Source organism: Pseudomonas protegens (assembly GCF_003363755.1).
GTDB classification, from domain to species: domain Bacteria; phylum Pseudomonadota; class Gammaproteobacteria; order Pseudomonadales; family Pseudomonadaceae; genus Aquipseudomonas; species Aquipseudomonas danubii.
Genome location: NZ_CP031396.1, coordinates 1,266,569 through 1,285,048, shown reverse-complemented (window position 1 = coordinate 1,285,048; position 18,480 = coordinate 1,266,569). Strand labels below are relative to the sequence as shown.

General features: G+C 65.4%; 18 protein-coding genes and 1 pseudogene. 5 read left to right on the top strand and 14 right to left on the bottom strand.

All coding sequences use genetic code 11. From position 1 onward, the window contains the following. Positions 1–125: 125 nt before the first annotated feature. The 12 genes from codB to DWF74_RS05435 all read right to left on the bottom strand — a co-directional run bounded on the left by codB (position 126) and on the right by DWF74_RS05435 (position 11,724). Positions 126–1,397 (bottom strand): cytosine permease, encoded by a 1,272-nt coding sequence (gene codB, locus DWF74_RS05490; protein WP_115580542.1) that lies wholly within the window; start codon positions 1,395–1,397, stop codon positions 126–128. A gap of 180 nt (positions 1,398–1,577) precedes the next feature. Continuing rightward, positions 1,578–2,201, bottom strand: a complete 624-nt coding sequence (locus DWF74_RS05485) for an NUDIX hydrolase (protein WP_115580541.1) — start codon at positions 2,199–2,201, stop codon at positions 1,578–1,580. A gap of 101 nt (positions 2,202–2,302) precedes the next feature. Next, positions 2,303–3,274, bottom strand: coding sequence for an oligopeptide/dipeptide ABC transporter ATP-binding protein (locus tag DWF74_RS05480; protein ID WP_115580540.1), 972 nt, complete (start codon positions 3,272–3,274; stop codon positions 2,303–2,305). Further along, the gene (locus DWF74_RS05475) at positions 3,271–4,266 is read right to left on the bottom strand and encodes an ABC transporter ATP-binding protein (protein WP_108546346.1); all 996 of its coding nucleotides are present in this window, start codon (positions 4,264–4,266) and stop codon (positions 3,271–3,273) included. The genes DWF74_RS05480 and DWF74_RS05475 overlap by 4 nt, the downstream gene beginning before the upstream one ends. After that, positions 4,263–5,162, bottom strand: coding sequence for a D,D-dipeptide ABC transporter permease (gene ddpC / locus DWF74_RS05470; protein ID WP_115580539.1), 900 nt, complete (start codon positions 5,160–5,162; stop codon positions 4,263–4,265). Before ddpC ends, DWF74_RS05475 begins: the two co-directional genes overlap by 4 nt. A gap of 1 nt (position 5,163) precedes the next feature. Further along, positions 5,164–6,180: an ABC transporter permease gene (locus DWF74_RS05465; RefSeq protein ID WP_115580538.1), complete on the bottom strand. Its 1,017-nt coding sequence runs from the start codon at positions 6,178–6,180 to the stop codon at positions 5,164–5,166. A gap of 118 nt (positions 6,181–6,298) precedes the next feature. Beyond that, the gene (locus DWF74_RS05460) at positions 6,299–7,876 is read right to left on the bottom strand and encodes an ABC transporter substrate-binding protein (RefSeq protein ID WP_115580537.1); all 1,578 of its coding nucleotides are present in this window, start codon (positions 7,874–7,876) and stop codon (positions 6,299–6,301) included. A gap of 149 nt (positions 7,877–8,025) precedes the next feature. Further along, positions 8,026–8,583 carry a D-alanyl-D-alanine dipeptidase gene (gene ddpX / locus DWF74_RS05455; protein WP_115580536.1) on the bottom strand — a complete coding sequence of 186 codons (558 nt, stop codon included), beginning with the start codon at positions 8,581–8,583 and terminating at the stop codon, positions 8,026–8,028. A 32-nt stretch (positions 8,584–8,615) separates the two neighbouring features. Further along, a complete protein-coding gene (locus DWF74_RS05450; RefSeq protein WP_115580535.1) occupies positions 8,616–9,476 on the bottom strand; it encodes a MurR/RpiR family transcriptional regulator in 861 nt (286 codons plus the stop codon). A 141-nt stretch (positions 9,477–9,617) separates the two neighbouring features. Further along, positions 9,618–10,124: a nucleoside 2-deoxyribosyltransferase gene (locus DWF74_RS05445; RefSeq protein ID WP_115580534.1), complete on the bottom strand. Its 507-nt coding sequence runs from the start codon at positions 10,122–10,124 to the stop codon at positions 9,618–9,620. A 34-nt stretch (positions 10,125–10,158) separates the two neighbouring features. Next, a complete protein-coding gene (gene queD / locus DWF74_RS05440) occupies positions 10,159–10,515 on the bottom strand; it encodes a 6-carboxytetrahydropterin synthase QueD (RefSeq protein WP_011062303.1) in 357 nt (118 codons plus the stop codon). A gap of 129 nt (positions 10,516–10,644) precedes the next feature. Further along, a complete protein-coding gene (locus DWF74_RS05435; RefSeq protein ID WP_102864627.1) occupies positions 10,645–11,724 on the bottom strand; it encodes a hypothetical protein in 1,080 nt (359 codons plus the stop codon). Between the two features lie 161 nt (positions 11,725–11,885). Between DWF74_RS05435 and DWF74_RS05430 the strand changes: the two genes are divergently transcribed. Genes DWF74_RS05430 through DWF74_RS05415 form a run of 4 tightly spaced genes read left to right on the top strand, consistent with a single transcriptional unit; the run spans position 11,886 to position 14,498 of the window. Continuing rightward, complete coding sequence (locus tag DWF74_RS05430; RefSeq protein ID WP_102864628.1) at positions 11,886–12,206, top strand: PepSY domain-containing protein; 321 nt, start codon at positions 11,886–11,888, stop codon at positions 12,204–12,206. Then, positions 12,206–12,520 carry a PepSY domain-containing protein gene (locus DWF74_RS05425; protein WP_102864629.1) on the top strand — a complete coding sequence of 105 codons (315 nt, stop codon included), beginning with the start codon at positions 12,206–12,208 and terminating at the stop codon, positions 12,518–12,520. Before DWF74_RS05430 ends, DWF74_RS05425 begins: the two co-directional genes overlap by 1 nt. Further along, a complete protein-coding gene (locus DWF74_RS05420; RefSeq protein ID WP_102864630.1) occupies positions 12,520–13,188 on the top strand; it encodes a response regulator transcription factor in 669 nt (222 codons plus the stop codon). The genes DWF74_RS05425 and DWF74_RS05420 overlap by 1 nt, the downstream gene beginning before the upstream one ends. Continuing rightward, entirely contained in the window at positions 13,185–14,498 is a 1,314-nt protein-coding gene (locus DWF74_RS05415) for a sensor histidine kinase (protein WP_115580533.1), read from the top strand. The genes DWF74_RS05420 and DWF74_RS05415 overlap by 4 nt, the downstream gene beginning before the upstream one ends. 168 nt (positions 14,499–14,666) lie before the next feature. On the opposite strand, the gene DWF74_RS30925 is transcribed toward DWF74_RS05415, so the two are convergent. Further along, on the bottom strand, positions 14,667–15,371 hold the full coding sequence (locus tag DWF74_RS30925; protein WP_430757467.1) for a methyl-accepting chemotaxis protein: 705 nt from the start codon (positions 15,369–15,371) through the stop codon (positions 14,667–14,669). A 201-nt stretch (positions 15,372–15,572) separates the two neighbouring features. Further along, positions 15,573–15,629 (bottom strand): annotated as a pseudogene (locus DWF74_RS30920) (hypothetical protein); the annotation flags it as partial. A 1,529-nt stretch (positions 15,630–17,158) separates the two neighbouring features. Here DWF74_RS30920 and DWF74_RS05405 point away from each other — a divergent pair. After that, on the top strand, positions 17,159–18,475 hold the full coding sequence (locus DWF74_RS05405; protein ID WP_162884150.1) for a Na+/H+ antiporter family protein: 1,317 nt from the start codon (positions 17,159–17,161) through the stop codon (positions 18,473–18,475). The last annotated feature ends 5 nt before the right edge of the window (positions 18,476–18,480 follow it).

The following is an 18,480-nucleotide window of genomic DNA, read 5'->3' as shown; positions in this document are numbered from 1 at the left end:
TCAGGGCAGGTCCTTGTCCCACGGTCGTTGGACGGCCCCCGGTCAGGCGTTAATGCGCGGTGCGGCAGGGGCAGGGTGTTGCGTGACCGGGCCATGATAGACCCGGAAGGTGCCGGGTGAGCAAATCAGGCCTGGATGTCGGCGGCCTGGGGGACGCGTGCGCCCAGCATTGCGCTCAACAGGATGTAGCTCAGGCCGGCAGCCGCGATGCCCACCAGCGGCGCGACCCAGGGCGAGCAGAAAGCCGCCAGGGTGCCCAGGCCATAGGCGCACAGCCCTGGCCAGTTCCAGGCCGGCAACTGGCTGTCGGCCAGACGCGGGTAGCGGCCGCGCCAGCGATAGAAGAAGTCGGCCATGATCACCCCGCCAATCGGCGGAATCACCGTGCCCAGCAGCACCAGATAAGGCACCAGCAAGTCGTACATGCCGAGCATCGCCAGCAGGGTGCCGATCAGCGCGCCCACCAGGGTCACGGTCTTGCGCCGCTGGGTGCGCAGCAGGTTGCAGCCGGCCACGGCGAAGTTGTAGATGGTGTTGTCCTGGGTGCTCCAGATGTTCAGCAGCAGCATGGCCATGGCCGCCATGGCGAAGCCTTGCAGCAGCAAGACTTCCACCACGTCCGGCTGCTGGTAGACGATGGCGCCGTAGGCACCGATCAGCACCATCAGGCCGTTGCCGATGAAGAAACCGATCAGGCTGGCGCTCACCGCCACCCGCGCCGAGCGGGAGAAACGGGTCCAGTTGGTGGCCTGGGTGGCGCCGCTGACAAAGGTGCCGAACACCAGGGTCAGGGCGGTGGACAGGTCCATGGTGGCGCTGGGGCTGAGGGCCAGCAGGCCGTCGAGACCGCCGACCTGGGTGGTCGCCACCGTCATCGACAGCACCAGCAGCAGACCCATGGCCGGCACCGCGATCCACGACAGGATCTCCAGGCCGCGATAACCGACATAGGCGGTGGCGCAAAAGGCCATGCCGAACAGCAGCATCAGTCCCAGCACCGCGCCCTGATCCAGCTGGAAATACTTGCCCAGCACCACCGCCGCGGTGGCGGTGCCCCAGGCGTACCAGCCGACCTGGGTCAGGCCGAGGATCAGGTCGCTGAGCTTGCTGCCCCGTTCACCGAAGCACAAGCGCCCCATCAGCACCGTGTTCAGCCCGCTCTTGAAGGCGATGTAGCCCAGGCTCGCGGCGTAGATCCCCAGCAGCAGGTTGCCGAGGACAATCACCATCAGCAGGGTGGTGAAGTCGAACGCCACCCCCAGCTTGCCGCCGGCGAACATGGTGGCGGTGAAGAAGGTGAAGCCCAGCAGCACCATGGCCATGGAGGCCAGGCCCTTGCGGGCGTGCTGCGGAACTTCGCTCAAGGGGTAGTCGTTGCCGGGTTCGTGCTGGGTCATGGGCCTGTCCCTGGTCGGAGTGATAGCCGGTTGTTGCAGCCAGCGTGCCAAGCGGCCTGACAACCGGGGGCTGCCCGGCAGGTATAGACGATCGCGGGCATTGAGCCACGAATGAGCGCCTGCAGCGGCACGAAAGCGGTGCAGGCAGCGTCATCTTGAGTCACGCCACGCCGCTGTGGATTAGTCGAACAGCACCTGGGTGGTCTTGCCTTGATGAAAGTCGAAGGCCTCCTGGATATCCCGTTCCACGGTGCGGCCCAGGGACAGGGGCGGCAACTGGTCGGGGGCGAAGAAACCGGCCTCGCTGGCTTCGCTGCCAGCCACGGGCGCCGGGCCGCCGTGGCGCTCGCAGAGAAAGTACAGCTTGTAGAAGTCGCGGTGATCGGCCTTGTAGGGGCCCTTGGCCTTGTGCCGGACGCCGTACAAGGCGCGTACCGACACCTCAAGCCCAGCCTCTTCGTGGATTTCCTTGATCACGTTCTCGCTGGCCGACAGGCCGACGTCGGCATAACCCCCGGGCAGGGCCCAGAGGCCGTCGTGCTGCTCGCGCACTAGCAGAATCTTGCCGTCCTCGATCAGCGCGCCGCGCACTTCGACCATCGGCGTCGAGTAGCGCTGGGCAAAGTCCGAGACCAGATCGGTGATGCGCTCCACGGGCACATTGCCCAGTTGCGCGAGCATGTCGTGGGCGATGTCGGCGACTTCCTGGTAGCGCTCGCGGTCGTGCACGTCCTTGCAGAAGTGCAGGCCGGTGGAGGCGATGGCTTGCAAGCGTTTGGCGTGGGTCAGCCAGTGGCTTTCCATGGGTGGGGTTCCTGCGGCGTCAGAGAGAAGGCGCCTGTTTTAAGCCCTTGGCGCGCAGGGAGCAAGCACCACGCCGTGGCAGGCGGCGTGGTGCTCTTGGATTACCCCGCGAGATCCTGCAGATGGCAACGCACTTGCTGCGTCGCATTGCCCAGCAGCTGTTGCGGCTGTTCGCAGCCTGGGCCGCGGCGGCTGCAGCGGTCGAGAAAGAAGCAGCCGCTGGGCAGCTTGCGGTTGCCCGGCAGTTCGGTGGGCGCCGAAACCTGGCTGTCCGCCAGGGGCGCGCCCAGGCGTGGCACCGCATCCAGCAGCAGTTGAGTGTAGGGATGGCGCGGCCGCTCCAGCACCTGTTCGGCGCTGCCCAGTTCGACGATCTGTCCCAGGTACATCACTGCCACCCGGTCGGCCATGTGCCGCACCACCGAGACGTTGTGGGAGATCAGCACAAAGGTCAGGCCGCGACTGCGTTGCAGGTCCGCCAGCAGGTTGAGGATCTGCGCCTGCACCGAGATGTCCAGGGCCGAGGTCGGTTCGTCGAGGACAATGATGTCCGGGTTCGACGCCAGGGCCCGGGCAATGGCGATGCGCTGGCGCTGGCCGCCGGAGAACTGGTGCGGGTAGCGCTCCAGGTATTCGCCGCGAATGCCCACCTGCTGCGCCACCGTGGCGGCGATCTCGCGCATCTGTGCGGCCGGGGTGTTGCCCAGGGCGAACAGCGGCTCGGTGATGATCTTCCAGATCGGCAGGCGCGGGTCGAGGGACGATTGCGGGTCCTGGAACACGATCTGTACATGGCTGTGGCGTTCGCGGTCGCTGGCGTAGGCCCAGCGCAGGTCGCCGCTGCTGGGCTGGACCAGGCCCATCAGCAGTTGCGCCAGGGTGCTCTTGCCGCAGCCGGATTCGCCAACGATGCCCAGGGTTTCCCCGGGGCGCAGTTCCAGGTCGATGCCGTTCAGCGCATGGGCGAAGGCCCGGGGCCGGCCCAGCCAGTCATTGCTCAGGGGGAAACGCACTTGCACGTCGTTGAGCCGCAGCAGCGGCGGGTTGCCGGTTTGCGAGGCGGTGGTAGTCATTGGGCGGACTCCGGGGCGGCCAGCCAGCAGGCGCTCTTGCGCTGCTCGCCGGCGTTGATCGAATGCAGTGGTGGCCGTTGGGCACATATCGCCATGGCCTGCGGGCAGCGCTCGCGGAAGGTGCAGCCAGCGGGCAGGTGGGCGAGGTTGGGCACCTGCCCGGGAATGGTCAGCAGTGGCGCGCCGGGGACCACCTGTTCCGGCAGGCCGCTGAGCAGGCCGCGGGTGTAGGGATGCTGTGGGTCGAGCATGACCTGGGCGGTGCTGCCTTGCTCGACCACGGCGCCGGTGTACATCACGTAGACCCGGTCGCAGAACTGCGAAACCACCGCCATGTCATGGGTGATCAAGAGGATCGCGGTGCCCCGTTGCCGCGCCTTCTCGCGCAGCAACAGCAGCACCTGGCGCTGCACCGTGACGTCCAGGGCGGTGGTCGGTTCGTCGGCGATCAGCAGTTGCGGGTCGCAGGAGAACGCCAGGGCGATCATCACCCGCTGGCGCATGCCGCCGGACAGCTCGAACGGGTAGGCCTGGAGCACCTGCTCGGGGTCGGCGATGTGCATGTCGCGCAGCAGGGCGATGGCCTTGGCCCGGGCCTGGTCCTGGCTCAGGCGCTGGTGATGGATGATCACGTCGAGCATCTGCCGGCCGATGCGCCGGGTCGGGTTGAGGGCGGTCATCGGCTCCTGGAAGATCATCGCCGCGTCGCGGCCACGGATCTGCAGCAGCTGTTTTTCCGGGGTGGCGAGCATGTCGCGGCCCAGCAGCGACAGGCTGCCGGAGGTGATGCGGTAGCTGCGCTCGGGCAGCAGGCGCAGGCTGAGCATGGCGGTCACCGACTTGCCCGAGCCGGACTCGCCGACCACGCCGACGATTTCCCCCGGGTTGACGTGCAGCGACACGCCGTTGAGGGCCTGCACGTTGCTGCGGTAGGCGGGGAATTCCAGGCTCAGGTTATCGATGTTGAGGACGGCGGATGAGCTCATGGTCATTTCCCCTGTTGCCGTGGGTCGAGCAGGTCACGGATGCCGTCACCCAGCAGGTTGAAACCGGTGGCGGTGAACAGGATCGCCAGCCCGGGAAAGGTCGAGTACCACCAGTTGTCGAGGATGAAGTTGCGCCCGGTGGCCACCATCGCCCCCCATTCGGCGGTGGGCTGCTGCGCGCCCAGGCCAATGAAGCCCAGGGCCGAGGCCATGAGGATGGCGCTGCCGATGTCCAGGCTCAGTTGCACCAGCAATGGCGGCATGGCGTTGCGCCCCACGTGCCAGCTGACGATGTGCCAGCGCCCGGCGCCGTAGGTCTGCGCCGCCTTGACGTAGCCCATCTGGCGGATGCTCAGGGCCTGGCCCCGGGCCAGTCGCACGTAGAACGGAATGCGCACCAGGGTGATCGCCAGCATGGCGTTGAACAGGCTCGGGCCCAGGGCGGCGGCCAGGGCCATGATCAGCACCAGCGACGGCACCGACAGCATGATGTCCATCAGGCGCATGATCAGGCTGTCGAAGCGCCCGCCGATGATCCCCGACATGCAGCCCAAGAGGCCCCCGGCCAGGCACGAGGCGAAGGCCACGAACAGGCCCACGCCCACCGACTGGCGGCTGCCGTGGAGCACCCGGCTGAACAGGTCGCGGCCGACTTCGTCGGTGCCGAACCAGTGGGCGGCGCTGGGGGCGGCCAGGCGCTGGGCCAGGTTCAGGGCGTTGGGGTCATGGCTCGACAGCCAGGGGGCGAAGGCCATGCACAGCAGCACCAGCAGGGTCATGCACAGCCCGGCGATGGTCAGCGGGCTTTGCCGCACGCGGTAGCCCAGGTAGGCCAGGCGCGCGCGCCAGCCGTTGGCCTGGGCCACGGGCAGCGGCAGGGGAATGTTCAAGGGAGCGGACATCTCAATTTACCTCGCCAATGCGCGGGTCGATCACCCGGTACAACAGGTCGATCGCCATGTTCAGCAGCACATAAATGAATGACACCAGGATCGCGAAGCCCATCACCGCCGGGAAATCCAGGGCCTGGATCGACTTCACCACGTAGGCGCCCATGCCCGGCCAGGCGAACACCGTCTCGGTCAGCACCGCGCCGTACAGCAGGTCGCCCAGGGTCAGGCCGAGCACCGTCACCGAGGGGATCAGCGCATTGGGCAGGGCGTGGCGCAAAATCACCGCCCAGCGCGACAGGCCGTAGGCCCGGGCGGTGCGGATGTAGTCCTCGCCGAGCTGGTCGAGCATCGCCGAGCGGATCTGCCGCGCCACCACCCCGAGGTTGACGAAGCCCAGGGTCACCGCCGGCAGGATCAGGTGCTGCAGGGCATTGAGGAACAGTGGAATATCCCCGGCCAGCAGCGAGTCGATCAGGTAGAAGCCGCTGATGGTTGGCGGCGGCTCCAGGCCCTCGTCCAGGCGCCCGCTGCCGGGCAGCCAGCCCAGGTTGCCGTAGAACAGCAGGATCAGCCCCAAGCCCAGCCAGAACGCCGGGGTGGAAATCCCGGTGACCGCCAGGGTGCGGGCGATCTGATCGATAAAGCGGTTGTGATAGACCGCCGACAGCACCCCCAGCGGCACGCCCACCAGCACCGACAGCAGCAGCGCCGCCAGGGCCAGCTCCAGAGTCGCCGGGAAGAAGTTCTGCAGGTCTTCCAGCACCGGGCGGCTGGTGCGGATCGAGGTGCCCAGGTCGCCGTGCAGCAGGTCGAGCATGTAGCGCCCGTACTGCTGGTACAGCGGCAGGTCCAGGCCCAACTGGTGGCGGATGTTCTGCACGATGGCATCGCTGGCCCGGTCGCCGGCGATCAGCCGCGCCGGATCACCGGGAATCAGGTGCGAGATGGTGAAGGTAATCAGCGAAACCCCGACCACGACCAGCAACAGGCCGAGCAGGCGTTTGCGCAACATATTCAGGAAGGCCATGAGGCAACCTCGTTAACGCTTGACGAACGGCGGGGGCAACAGCGGTGCCCCGCCGGGGACACGGCAACCCGGCACCGACCCGGTTCAGGGGCCGGCGACGGGGACTGCAGGCGCGGCCCTACTTGCTGATTTCAGCGATGTTGAACACCTGTTCCAGCATCGGATGGAACACGTAGCCCTTCACCGAATCACGCATCGGCAGGCTGTAGTTCTTCTGGTACAGGTAGGCGTAGACGTTGTCCTTGAGGACGATCTTCTGCGCCTTCTGGTACAGCTCGATGCGCTTGGCGGTGTCGTTGGTGGCCGCCGCTTCGCGGATCAGGCTGTCCACTTCGGGGTTGCTGTAGAACGAGCGGTTGCCCGGCAGGCCCTGCAGGCTGGAGTCGAACCAGAAGTTCATGAACATGTAGGGGTCGGCGAAGTCCGGGCTCCAGGAGCCGATGGCCACGTCGTAGTCACCCTTGCCGACCCGTTCACGCATGGTGGCGTTGGCCAGTTTTTCCATCTTCAGGTTGATGCCCAGGGGCGCCAGGCCCGCTTGCAGGGTCAGGCCGATGGACTCCCAGTTGGCGTCCTTGTCCGAGTACAGGTAGGTCAGGTTGCTGATCTTCTGCGGGACCTTGGCCAGGCTGGCCTTGGCGCCGTCGAGGTTCTGCTGCATCAGCGGCAGGCTCGGGTCGTGGGACCACATGCCGTCGGGGATCGGCCCGTTCATCAGCTTGGCCTGGCCCTTGAGGATGCCGTCGACGATGCCTTTGTAGTCGATGGCCTGGACCAGTGCCTGGCGCGCCTCGACGTTGTCCAGGGGCGCACGCTGGTTGTTCAGGTACAGGTAGTTGACCCGCAGCGAGGGGAAGGTCTGGATCACCACCCCGGACTTGCCGGCCAGGGTGCCGAGCTGGTCTTCGGGCATGTCCTCGATGATGTCCAGGTCGCCGCGCTCCAGTTGCAGGCGGCGCACCGAGGCTTCGCTGATGATCTTGATCACCACCTTGTTCAGGCTCGGCTTGGGGCCTGCGTAGTAGCTGTTGGGCTCCAGCGTCAGCGACTGGCCCTTCTGCCAGTTGCTCAGGCGGAAGGCCCCGGAGCCGGCGGTGTGGGTCGACAGGTAGGCGTTGACGTCTTCGCCCTTGTTGGCCACGTCCGGGTTGATGATGCCGCCGCCGTTGTGGGCCAGGGTGTAGAGGAAGGGCGCGTAGGGCTTCTTCAGGGTGAAGCGCACGGTCAGCGGGTCGACCACGGCCACGCTCATGTCATCCGGGAAGGCCCCGGACGGACCTTGCTTGAGCTGCATCAGGCGGTCGAAGGAGAACTTCACCGCCGCGGCGTCCACCGGCTTGCCGTCATCGAACTTGTTGCCGGGCTTGAGCTTGAAGTCCCAGGTCAGGTTGTCGGCGGAGGTGCTCCAGCTCTCGGCCAGGTCGCCCTGGACTTCGGTGCTGCCCTTGCCGTTCTCGACCTTGTAGGTCACCAGCTTCTGGTAGGCCGGGTAGGTCACGGCCCAGTCGTTGTTGTCGATGGTCACGGCCGGGTCGAGGGTCTGCGGGTCGGCGGCCTTGCCGATCATCAGGGTGTCCTTGGGCGCGGCGGCGCTGGCCGCCTGCCAGGCGCCCAGGCTCAGGGCGGCGCACAGCAGCGACAGGGCGACACGGGTGGACAGACGCACATCAGGGTTATTGCGCAGATTGGGGGTCATGCCGGTTTCCTTGATCATTCGATGTTGGGAAGTTCGTCAGGTTTTTTATAAAAGCTATAACCGGGCAGTTGTTGCTGAAGCGGTGTTGCAGTACGACCGGCTTGGGGCAGTTAGCTGCCTGTTGTTGTGGCCGGTTGGGGAACGGGAGATCAGTGTTCGAAGGGCTGGTCGTGCTCCTGGATCAGGGGGAAGTCCTCGGCGTTGGGCAGCTCGTAGTGCCACCACTCGGTGGGGATCGCCTCGAAGCCGGCGCTGAGCATGATCCCCAGCAGCAGCAGGCGATTGCGCTGCACCTGGGGCGGCAGGTCGCTGTAGAACTGGTGCGACTTGGGCTCCATGGCATCGAAGGCGGTGCCCATGTCCAGGGGCTCGCCAGATTCATCCACCAGGGTCAGGTCCACGGCCACGCCGCGGGTGTGGTGCGAGCCCAGGCGCGGGTCGCGCACGTAGTCCGGGTCGGGCAGGGCCTGCCACAGCAGTTGCTGGGCGTAGGCCGGGCGGTAGGCGTCGTAGATGCGCAGGCCCAGGCCAGCCATGCGCGCCAGCTGGCTGGCCTTGTACAGGCAGGCCGCGGCGTCCTTGTGCAGCAGGCAGCGGGCGTTGCGGTAGATCACCTGGCCGGCCAGGTTGTCGGCGCTGGCGTAGACCAGGTCGATTTCCAGTTGGTGGCGCTGGGCGTCGATTTCGACAAGGGGGCTGTTGTTCACTCACTCACTCCATCTTGGGGCACGCTTGAAGGTCAGGATTCGAACTGGCCGAAGGCTTCCTGCAACGCTCGGTTCTTCGCCAGGCGCTCATCCAGGCGCTCGCCATAGCCCTCGGCCACCGCGGACACCATCAGGTTGAACAGGCAGGTCAGCGGCGCCAGGGAATCCCAGAACTGGCCGACATCGGTTTTCAGTTGCAGCAGGTCCAGCGGGTAGTCCCGAGCCCAGGGGCACTGCAGGTCGGTGACCAGGGCCAGGGGCAGGGCGTTGGCGTTGGCCACTTCGCAGAAGGTCTGGGTGACGGCGGAGTAGGCGCGAAAGTCGGAAATGATCGCGTAGGGCTTGGCGAAGCCCGAGTTCAGGGTTTCCGCGTAGATGCCCGACAGGCCGTCGACGTAATAGACCTTGGGCCGGATGTATTCCAGGTGGCTGTGGAAGGCGTTGAGGATGCCCCGGGTCGACTGGATGCCGATGATGAACACCGCGTCGGCCTCGACGATCTGCCGCACGATGTCGGCGAACACCTGGCTGCGGGCCAGGCCGTAGACGTGCTGGATGGCCTCGATCTCGCGATGCATCGAGCGCTCCAGGGCGTCGTCCTGATGGGCTTCGCTGCGAAACGCGCCGAGCCGGTCGGTGATCAGCCAGGAGGCCGGGGCATCGCCGCGCAGGCCTTGCTTGACGTCATCGAGGTTGCGGTAGCCCAACGAGCGCAGGAAGCGCCCCACGGAAATCCCCGTGGTGCCGGCTTGCTGGGCGATGCTGTCGGCGGTCTCGAAAGGCAACTGCTGGAGGTTGGCCAACAGGTAGGTGGCGATGCGCTTGCCGGTGGGCGTCAGGCTTGCAAACTGCTGTTCCAGGGTGACTTGGAAACTGTTCTTGTCCATGACCATCTCGCAAGGCGTTCGCGGGAAATGTTATTGAAGTTTCATTTTTGTAATTTGTGTTAGAAACATAACATCGGCCTTCGCGACAAAACAAGGCTTTTGTCCGATGGGGTCGTTTTCGGCAGAAAGTGACGCTGCTGGTTATCTTCAGTGGGCCGCAGGGGCTGCGTTCAACCAGTGCCCGAGGTCACGGATGGCTGTTTCCACACAGCTGCTACGACCGCTCCAGGTGCAGGCCAGCATCAGGTTGCGCGGCAGGTTGAAATCTTCCACCGCAAAGCCCTGGGCATCGCGGCCCTGGGCGTCGTGGGGTACTTGCTGGCGCAGGGTCGCGGGGCCGCTGAAGTAGGCCCACACCGGCTTGCCCAGGGCGATGGCCGCGCCCACTTCGAAGGCGGTGCCGGAATCCGGCTCCAGGCCGCGAAAGTCGTTGAGGTTGGCCAGCAGGGCGTCGCAGGCGCGGATCATGGCCAGGTTCTGCTGGCAGATCCACTGCGCGGTGGCTTCTGGCGAGAGGTTCTGCGGGGCCTGGTTATCCAGGGGGAACAGACCGTGCAGGCCCTGGGCGCTGCACAGTTGCTTGAGGTATTGGCCATGGGCCACGGCATCGCGGCGAAACACATCAAAACCGGCGAGGTAGATACGTGGGCTCATGGGCAGCTTCCTTGCGACCTGTAGATGGCTCGGCTTACTCGCCGCGGTAGATGCAGCCGCTGGTGCAGGTTTCGTGGATGCGAATCGCCGAAAGCTCCGGCAGCAGCGGCTTGAGTTCGTTCCAGATCCACTTGGCCAGGACTTCGCTGGTGGGGTTTTCCAGGCCGGGGATGTCGTTCAGGTAGTTGTGGTCCAGGCGCTCGTAGAGCGGCTTGAAGATGGCCTTGATTTCCGAGAAGTCGCGAATCCAGCCGGTGTGCGCGTCGACCTCGCCGCTGAGGTGGATTGCCACCTTGAACGAGTGGCCATGCAGGCGGCCGCACTTATGGCCCTCGGGCACGAAAGGCAGGCGATGGGCGGATTCGAAGGTAAATTCTTTGAAGATTTCCACAGTGTCGGTCAGCTCTGTCAGGTGGCGTCGCCCGGGGGGCGAGTTGAGGCAGGCGGCGAGTTTATCAGCTTGGCTCCCGGGCTGCGGAAAAACCCTGACTAAAGGGTCAGTGCGCGGCCTGGGGCAGCCTCACAGGCTTTGCAGGCGTTCGCCCAGGCGGTTCTGCGCCGCCAGTTCGAGGAACTCGTCGCCCAGGCGCCGGCTTTCGTCCATGGCGCTGCGCCAGTATTTCTGCCGGCCGGCGTCATCGCCCATGAAGCGCTTGAAGTCGTTGCGGTCCGGCAGCTTGCCGTAGGGCAGGCGCGCCAGGTATTCCTTCGACGGCGCCAGCAGCAGGACGTCGCGCAGGCGCTGCGGGCTGGCCCGGCGCCAGGGCAGGGTCTTGTCGAACCAGCCGGGAATCACCCGGTCGGTGAAGTGCGGGTAGAGCACGATGTCGCTGCCGCTGTAGGGCAGGTCCAGGTGGTAGTCCAGCAGGCCGCCGTCGCGGAAGGTGCCGGCCCCGGCGCCGGGCAGTTCGCGCACGCCCTGCATGACCATGGGGATCGAGCCCGAGGCCAGCAGCGCCTGGCGCAGGTTGCTGCGATCCAGGGGCACGAAGCGCGAAGGGAAGTCTTCCAGGGCGTGCAGCGGCGGTGCCAGGCGCGGGTCATGCAGCACCAGGCGTTCGAAGTGCCGGGACAGGCGCGCGCGGCCGCGCAGGTTGTCGGCGATCACCGAAGACAGGCCCAGGCCGAGGCGCCCGCGGTGATCGTCTGCCAGCAGGCCGTGGCTTTTGACCACCATGATGTTCAGTCGGTAGTGAGGGTTGTCGAGGATCGACGCATCGCGGCCATCGAGCAGGTCGTCGAGCATGCGCTGCGAGCTGTGGCTGATCTGCGCCATGGTCACGCCCTTGGCGAAACTCTGGGCGTTGTACAGCTGGCCCAGGCGACGGATGCCTTCGGCGGCGTCCGGCAGGCAGGCACTGGCGAAGCGCCAGGAACCCACCGAGGCACCGATCAGCGAGCGTTCGCGGGGCACGGCGGGCAGCCATTCGCCGAACAGCGCCAGGTCCAGGCCCTGAATACCCAAGGCCTTGGGGCCGCCGGCAGCGCCCGGCAAGGTGCCGACTTCGCCGGCGTGCAGGCCTTGGCGGCGGATGCGGGCCAGGGCGCGAGGGCCGGCCTTGAGGGTCAGGGCGGGAAACTTGATATGGATGGCGGTCATACCGGGCTCACTCTTGAATCAGCCGCCGAGTATAGAGAACCCGGGCGCTTCGGGCCGAGTGAAACTTGTGTCAGGGCCATGATGGCGATTCAGTTTCAATTAAGTTGCCTTGGGTATCGTCGGCGCCATCGGCCTTTGGCCACTGACCTTGGAGACCTGCCATGAAAACCCTGACCGCGCTGTTCAGCGCCAGCCTGATTGCTCTGACCACCAGCCTGGCCGCCAGCCTGGCCCATGCCCGCGACTTGGGCCCGGACGAAGCCCTGCGGCTGCGCGACGCTGGTACCATTGTGTCCTTTGAAAAACTCAATGCCACGGCCCTGTCCCGGCATCCTGGGGCGAGCATCAGTGAAACCGAGCTGGAAGAGGAGTACGGCAAGTACATCTACCAGGTTGAACTGCGCGACCCGCAAGGGCTGGAGTGGGACCTGGAGCTGGACGCCGTGACCGGCCAGGTACTCAAGGATCATCAGGACACTTAATGAACTCGACAATGCGCGCCGGCAGCCGGGTGGCCCTGGCGCTGTTGCTATTCTGCTCCCTGGCCGTGGCCCGCGACCTGGACCAGGACGAGGCCCTGCGCCTGCGCCAGCGGGGGGTGATCCTGCCCCTGGAGCAACTCCTGCAGCAAGCCATGGACCGCTATCCTGGCGCCAAGTTGCTGGAAGCCGAACTGGAAGAAAAACATGATGTATACATTTATGAGGTTGAGCTGTTGACCCTGGACGGCGTGGTCCGTGAGCTGGACCTGGATGCCGCCACTGGGCGCCTGTTGAAAGATGAGGAAGACGACTGATGCGCCTGCTTGTGGTGGAAGATCACGTATCCCTGGCCGATGAACTGCTGGAGGGCTTGAAACTCCAGGGCTACGCGGTGGACTGGCTGGCCGACGGCCGCGATGCCCTGTACCAGGGTGCCAGTGAGCCCTATGACCTGATCATTCTCGACCTTGGCCTGCCCGGGGTCCCGGGGCTTGAGGTGCTGCGTCAATGGCGCGCCGGTGGTCTGGCGACCCCGGTGCTGATTCTCACCGCCCGCGGCTCCTGGGCCGAGCGCATTGAGGGCCTGAAGGCTGGCGCCGACGATTACCTGAGCAAGCCTTTTCACCCCGAGGAGTTGCACTTGCGGGTGCAGGCGCTGTTGCGTCGCTCCCACGGCCAGGCCAATCAGCAGACCTTGCAGGCCGCCGGGCTGCACCTGGATGAAGGCCGCCAATGCGTGGTCCGTGATGGCCAGGACGTGTTACTGACCGCCGCGGAATTTCGTCTGTTGCGCTACTTCATGCTGCACCCGCAGCAGATCCTGTCCAAAAGCCATCTGGCCGAGCACCTGTACGACGGTGAAACCGAACGCGATTCCAATGTCCTTGAAGTCCACGTCAATCACCTGCGGCGCAAGTTGGGGCGCAGCGTGATCGAAACCCGCCGCGGCCAGGGCTACCTGTTCGGCGGGAGTGATTCGTGAGGTCGATCCAGCGGCGCCTGAGTCTGGGCCTGATCACGGTGATGCTGGTGGTCGGTCTGGTATTGGCGCAGACCAGCCTCTGGCTGTTTGAGGTGGGCCTGCAGCGTTACCTGGAGGCGGGACTTCAGGAAGACAGCGAAAGCCTGCTGCTGGCGTTGGTCCGGGGCCCGCAAGGTTTGCAACTGGACGAGCGTCGCCTGTCGCCTGCCTATCAACGGCCCTTTTCCGGGCATTACTTCCGTATCGATTTCGCTGATGTGCATTGGCGTTCCCGTTCCCTGTGGGATCAGGAGCTGCCGCAGCTGGAGCGCGCCGGCCTGCAAAGCGACCTGCAACTGGGGCCGGAAGGTCAGCAGCTACTGGTGCTGCGCAGCGACTACAAGCGCCTCGGGCAATCGATTTCCATCAGCGTGGCCCAGGATTACACCCCGGTGCGCGAGAGCTTCCAGCGCATGCGTCAGGTCGGTCTTGGCCTGGGGCTGGCCGGGTTGCTGCTGATTCTGCTGCTGCAGCGGATTACCGTGCGCCGGGCCTTGCGTCCCCTGGAGACCGCACGGGAGCAGATCGCCCAGTTGCAGCAGGGCCAGCGCTCGCAGTTGGACGCCCAGGTGCCGGTTGAACTGGAACCGCTGGTGGCGCAGATCAACCATTTGCTGGCCCACACCGAAGACAGCCTGAACCGCTCGCGCAACGCCCTGGGCAACCTTGGCCACGCCTTGAAAACCCCTCTGGCGGTACTCCTGAGTCTGGCTTCGGGTCCCAAGCTCGAGGGTCACCCCGAGGTGCGCAGGGTGCTGCTGGAGCAATTGCAGCAAGTACAGCAACGCCTCAATCGCGAACTCAACCGCGCGCGGCTGGCGGGGGATGCACTGCCCGGGGTGCTGTTCGAATGCGATGCCGAACTGCCGGGCTTGCTGGCGACCTTGAACATGATCCATGGCGAGCACCTGGACTTGAGTTACCAGGCGCCACCGGGGCTGCGCTTGCCCTGGGACCGGGAAGACCTGCTGGAGCTGTTGGGCAATCTGCTGGACAACGCCTGCAAATGGGCCGATGCCCAGGTGCGCCTGAGCGTCGAGGAGCGGCCGCAGGGCTTTTGCCTGCGGGTGGAGGACGACGGCCCGGGCATTCCCGAAGCGCGGCGGGCGGAGGTGTTCAGCCGCGGCGCACGGCTGGATGAACAAACCGATGGCCACGGGCTGGGCCTGGGCATCGTACGCGACATAGTCGACGCCTGCGGCGGCCGCCTGAACCTGGGGGACAGCGAGTGGGGCGGCTTGCGGGTGGAGGTCGAGCTGCCCAAGCGCTGAACTTGCCTGGCGCTCGACCGCCGAACCCTGGCGGCCTCTGGATCTTGGCGGCCCTGCGTGCCGTTCGCAGCCTGCGGCAGCGGCTACAGCATTCCGGTTTGGTGCCGGTGTAGCCGCTGCCGAGCCATGGCGAGGCTGCGACAAGGCCCGAAGGGCCTTTGGACAGGGTCAGACGCGGAACTGGTCCATCAGGCTCTGTTGCTGGTTGGCCAGGCTGTTGAGGGACTGGCTGACCCGCGCCGATTCATTGGCCTGTTCCGACAGCGACTCGGTGACATCGCGAATGGTCGCCACGTTGCTGTTGATCTCTTCGGCCACCGCGCTCTGCTGTTCGGCGGCGCTGGCGATCTGCAGGTTCATGTCGCTGATCACCGTCACCGCATCGCCGATCTGGCGCAGGGCGGTGACCGCCTGACCGACTTGTTCGACGCTGCCCTGGGCCTGGCGATGGCTGTTGTTCATGGACCCCACCACATCCCGGGTGCCGGTTTGCAGTTGCTCGATCACTTGGCGGGTTTCTTCCACCGATTCCTGGGTGCGCTGGGCCAGGTTGCGCACCTCGTCGGCGACCACCGCAAAACCGCGCCCGGCCTCTCCGGCGCGGGCCGCTTCGATGGCAGCGTTGAGGGCCAGCAGGTTGGTCTGCTCGGCAATCGAACGAATCACTTCCAGTACCGTGCCGATCTGTTCGCTGTTGGCGGCCAGACCTTCGACCTGGGTCATGGCGGCGCTCATGTCGGCGGCCAGTTGATCGATGCTGCGGGTGGTGCGGTCGATCACGGTCAGGCCCTGTTGCGTGGCCTGGTCGGCATCCCGCGCCGCCTGGGCCGCCTGGGCCGCGCTGCGGGCCACGTCCTGGGCGGTGGCGCTCATCTCGTGGGAGGCGGTGGCCACCTGATCCACCTGGCGATACTGCTGTTCCATGCCGGCGCTGGTCTGGGTGGCGATGGCCGATGACTGGTCGGCAGTGCCGCGGGCGTCCTGCACCGAGCGTTTCACTTCGGCAATGATCGGCTGCAGCTTGTCGAGGAAACGGTTGAACCAGCCGGCCAGTTGCCCCAGCTCGTCCTTGTTGTTGTAAGCCAGGCGCCGGGTCAGGTCGCCTTCACCGCTGGCAATGTCTTCGAGCATGTGCGCCACGCCGAGAATCGGCCGGGTCACGCTGCGCGCCATCAGCCACACCAGCAGCAGGCCCACCACGGCAGCCAGCAGGCCCAGGCCCAGCTCCATCAGGGTGCCGCTGTTGTTGCTGGCGTCCAGTTCGCTTTTCAAGGCTTCGGCCGGACCCACCAGGACCTTTTCCGGCACATCCAGCAGCACGCCCCAGGGCTTGCCGCCAGGGATCGGGGTGAAGGGGGCGAGGACCTTGAGTTTCTGCTGGCTGTGCAGGCTGTGGGTCTGGGTGCTATCGGCCAGTTGGCGGATCAGTTCGGCGCCGTTGACGCTGTCGACACTGTCCAGGCGCTGGCTGAGCTTGCTGGCATCCGGGCTGTAGCCGGCCAGCAGGCCTGCGGGGCTGAGGATACTGACGCTGGTCTGGCCGGCGTAGAGCTTCTGGCTGGCATCGCGGCTGATGGCCTGCAGGCTGTTGAGGTTGATGTCCACCGACAGCGAGGCGATGACTTTGCCGTTGACCAGCAGCGGGAAGACGATGCTGGTCATCAGCACCTTCTGGCCGTCGATGTCATAGAAGTAGGGCTCGATCACGCAGGGCTTGAGGGTGCTGCGCGGGCAGGTGAACCAGGCATTGGCCGGTTGGCCGCTGGGTCCGCTGCGGGTGTCGCTCATGTCGCTTTCCGGCAACGCCATGGAGGTCAGCTGGCCCGGGGTGGGTTGGGACCAGTACAGGGCGAAGCGGCCTTTTTCGTTGCTGCCCAATTCGCTCTGGCCGCTGAACAACTCGTCCTTGCCATCCAGGGCGTTGGCTTCGAACACCAGGGACAGGCCCAGCAGCTCGGGGTTGGCCTGCAGCGCCGACTTGACCTGGCGGGTCAGGTCTTCACGCAGGTCGAAGGCGTCGAGGAAGCGTTTCTCGGCCTGTTCCCGCAGGAACAGCACCTGGCGGGAAAAGCCGTGGCCGTATTGATAGGCGTCCATGAACTGTTGGCGAATGCCCAGTGCCTGGACTTCACCCTGGGCTTCGATCCGCGCCTGGGCTGCTTCGTTGAGCATCTCCATGCTCGACGCTTTCACCAGCTCGGAGCTGTGCTCCATGCGATACAGCGAAAGCCCCACCAACAGCGACACGATGCCCAACAGGCAGAGTCCGGCCAGCAGGGTGATCTTCCATTGGATGGAAAGTTGTCTGAGCGACATGGAGGCGTCCTTTATTCGATAAATATCTGAGACTTTGCACTGTAACGGCCGACGAACGGCGTTCTTTAAACGCTTGTTCGAAATAAGCCGTGAGGCTCCGGGGCTGCGGTGCAGCCCGTCGGGAACGCGCGCCCTCGCCACGGCTACGGGGGGCTCGGGTGCTTCGCGCGCAAGCTTGCTCCTGCGGGCGGCGGGGTGCGGGTTTTGACAAGCTGGTTGCGCTGCTGCAAAGTGCGCGCCCTCTAATAAGAACCTCTTTCATCTCGATGTCGGCAGCCCGCTGCCTTCCGGTCGGTCACAGGCTTTTGCGCCTTTTTTAGCGGCGCAGTAATGAGGTAACGATGATTAACGCAGTAATTGCCGCGGTTGGCGTGATGCTGGTGCTCAGCCTGTCCCGCGTGCATGTAGTGATCGCCCTGATCATTGGTGCCCTGGTGGGCGGCTTGACGGGTGGCCTGGGGATCGAGGCTACCCTCAAGGCGTTCAACAGTGGTTTGGGTGGCGGTGCCACCGTGGCCCTGTCCTACGCCTTGCTCGGCGCCTTCGCCGTGGCCATCGCCAAGTCCGGCCTGGCCCATGCCCTGGCAGACAAGATCCTGATATTGGTGGATCGCCAGGACGCCCACGGCGGCGGCCAGGTCAAATGGCTGCTGATCGGCCTGTTGTGGGTGGTGGCGATTGCTTCGCAGAACATTCTGCCGATCCACATTGCCTTCATCCCACTGCTGGTGCCGCCGCTGCTCTATGTACTGACCAAGTTGCAACTGGACCGGCGGTTGATCGCCTGCGTCATCACCTTCGGCCTGATCACCCCCTACATGTTCTTGCCGGTGGGCTTCGGCAACATCTTCCTCAATGAGATCCTCCTGGCCAACGTGGCCCGCAGCGGGGTGGATATCAGCCATATCAATGTCACCCACGCCATGGGCATTCCCGCCCTGGGCATGCTCTGCGGCCTGCTGCTTGCGTTCTTCAGCTACCGCAAGAAGCGCGTGTACAACCTGGATCGGATCGAGAAAGTCGAGCAGGTGGCGGTGCAGTACAACCCGCGGACCCTGCTGGTGGCGGGAGCGGCTATCGTCGCTGCGTTCGTGATCCAGTTGCTGCTGGACTCGATGATTATCGGGGCTTTGTGCGGCTTCCTGATGTTCTCGGTGTCGGGCATCGTGCGCTGGCGCGAGACTGACGAGCTGTTCACCGAAGGCATGAAGATGATGGCCATGATCGGCTTCATCATGATCGCCGCCTCCGGGTTCGCCGAAGTGATGAAGGCCACCGGCGAGGTCAATTCCCTGGTGCAAGCCTCGGCGGCGTGGATCGGCCACAGCAAGGGCGTGGGGGCCTTGCTGATGTTGCTGGTGGGGCTGTTGGTGACCATGGGCATCGGTTCGTCGTTTTCCACGGTGCCGATCCTGGCCGCGATCTTCGTGCCCTTGTGCGTGCAGCTGGGTTTCAGCCCGTTGGCGATCGTTTGCATTGTGGGCACCGCCGGGGCGCTGGGTGACGCGGGCTCGCCGGCCTCGGATTCGACCCTGGGCCCGACCTCGGGGCTGAACATCGACGGTCAGCACCATCACATCTGGGACACCGTGGTCCCGACCTTCCTGCATTACAACCTGCCGCTGCTGGCCTTTGGCTGGGTCGCGGCCATGGTCCTCTGATTCCA